1 pseudogene is annotated in these 2,561 nt (G+C 41.0%); it reads right to left on the bottom strand.

Features of this window, described 5'->3' with window-relative positions:
• Positions 1–935 precede the first annotated feature (935 nt).
• A pseudogene (locus F6K40_RS39775) lies at positions 936–2,267 on the bottom strand (elongation factor G); the annotation flags it as partial.
• Positions 2,268–2,561 lie beyond the last annotated feature (294 nt).

The following is a 2,561-nucleotide window of genomic DNA, read 5'->3' as shown; positions in this document are numbered from 1 at the left end:
CGTGGATTTAATTCCTAAATGGAATTCCGACTCCTCTTATTTATGAAGCATTATGTATGGTAACCCCTTTATGGATTGAGGGCAACCCTAATTATTGGAAATGAAACAAAATTTTACAATCTATATACTTACAAAACTTTTCTATTAGACATAAGAGAACAGGGAATAGGGAATAGGGAACAGAGAACAGGGAACAGAGAATAGGGAACAGGGAACAGGGAACAGGGAACAGGGAACAGATTTACGGTCAATGATTACGAATAATGATTTTTTAAGTGACTATTACTTCTCTAGATATAATGTTAAATAAAGAGCAAGTTTATTTTCTGGAGATATCTATATAATTAACTCAAAATTTAGGTCAAGGTACAAAGTTTTAAGGTAGAAGTCAGGAATCAGGAGACAAGGAGAGGGTGTTTGAATATATTAACAGGATAAAGTTTTTTATTACTAATTATCGACAAACAATATAATCCATTCCTATCTCAATTACAGTAGTTTTTTATGGATGAACTACAGTGAGATTTTGATTTTCACGTTACGTTATCTATTAGCAAAAACGCTGTAAATTTTACTTTTAAAATAATATCAAATCCCCTTGCGTTTAGAGTTTAGGAAGTTCATTCAAGAGGCAAAAAAAACTCCCAAGTAGGGTTTAGGTTGGGCGACCCAACCCCTGCAAAGCATGAATTGTATTGATACTACCTCCTTTGATATAACTAACTAACCGGACTAGAACTAATTATTAAGTCCGGTTAATTATTTTGAATAATCAAGCTGTTTTAGTTTTGAGTTATAGCGCTACGCGAAGCGTGAATAGGGAACACTTAACTGGGAACAGCAAAATGCCAAAGGGTTTTCCTAGGTCATGCTGCGCAAACAGGATTTAGAAATGTCCTAACCTATTTGCGTAGTGCTATACTTATGGAAACAGTTTAACGATTACCATTACCATTACCATTTGTATTAGCATTCTTTGTCAAGACTTTTTCAGCTAACTTATCTGGAATTTCTTGTAAATGATCGAACTGCCAATTAAAACAACCGACTCCCATTGTTTGCGATCGCAACTCCACAATTAAATCTTGCATTTCTGAAAAAGCTAAATAAGCAGAAGTCTTATCCCACCCTTTCCAGTCAGTAATACCCTCATAACCCAATATCTGACGGCGACGGATACTTATTAACTGCAAAACTTTTGAGGTAAACTCACTGGGTGCCAAAATCTCCACTAAAGCAATAGGTTCCAACAAAACTGCTTGGCACTCAGTCATTCCATGCTGCATTGCCACCCGTGCTGCTTGCTTAAATGCTTGCTCCGAACTATCAACAGAATGATACGAACCATTCGTCAACGTGACCGCTACATCTACCACCGGAAAACCAAGGGGACTATGTTCGAGATATTCCCGTACACCTGTTTCCACACCAGGAATATATTGCTTCGGTACCACTCCACCGACAATGGTTTCACTAAAATTAAAACCTGACCCCCGTGGCAACGGTTGAATATCTAAATACACATCTCCAAATTGCCCATGACCCCCACTTTGATGTTTGTAGCGACCGTGAGAAGTAGTATTTTTCCGAATAGTTTCTTTATAGGGAACTTGGGGTAAGTGAGTTTTCATCGAAACATTATATTTCCGACGCAAACGGTCTAAACTTACCTGGAGATGAATTTCTCCTTGACCCCAAAAGATGACTTCGTGAGTATCGCCGTGTTGTTCCCACTTTAATGCGGGGTCTTCTTCCAGCAACTTTGTTAAAGCACCGCTCATTTTGACTTCATCTTTACGATCTTCGGGAGCGATCGCCATTGCATAAACAGGAGGCAACACTGCTGCTTTAGGCAACTGAGTTTTCAGACCGGCGTCTGTAGTTAAAGTATCTCCTGTTTGGATACCTTCCATCCGACTGAGGGCAACTATTTCTCCAGTTTGAGCTGACTGCAAACTTTCTGTTTGTTGACCCATCAACCGATACATTCCACCGATGCGAACTCCATTTAAACTCATGCCATCAGTAATTTCCCCTTGCCATACCCGAACTAAAGAGAGTTTACCACCTTGAGGAGTATAGTAGGTTTTCAATACTTGGGCAATGGGTGTTTTAACATCTGATTTTAAACCTCGACGTTTTGCCGTTTCTACTGGTGCAGGAGTTTCTCGCACCAGAGCATCTAAGAGAGAACGCACACCAGAATCTTTTTCTGCCACCCTTACAAATACAGGCACAATTAAATCTGCACTCAACTCCATTTTTAACTTTCCTGGTGGGAAGTCCCGCGCTCTCCATCCCCCCTAACCCCCCTTGGAAAGGGGGGAGGGGGAGCGTCGTATGGGAAAGGCAGGGCCAGGATTCGGACACCTTCATCAGCTAAACGTTCATATGCCAACGTTCATATGCCCAAAACACAAGCTAGGAGCCTATATGTTATTATCAATGTCAACACAGGGGGAGGACATCACCTCTGTCATGCGCAGCGGTCAGGGTTTCCCAGACGCTCAGAATCCCTATTTTTCCATCCCCCCTAACCCCCCTTTGAAAGGGGGGAATAG

This window comes from Okeania sp. SIO3I5, assembly GCF_010672085.1.
Taxonomy (GTDB): Bacteria; Cyanobacteriota; Cyanobacteriia; order Cyanobacteriales; family Microcoleaceae; genus Trichodesmium.
The sequence above is the reverse complement of the archived record's forward strand: the minus strand, read 5'-3'. Positions and strand labels throughout refer to the sequence as shown.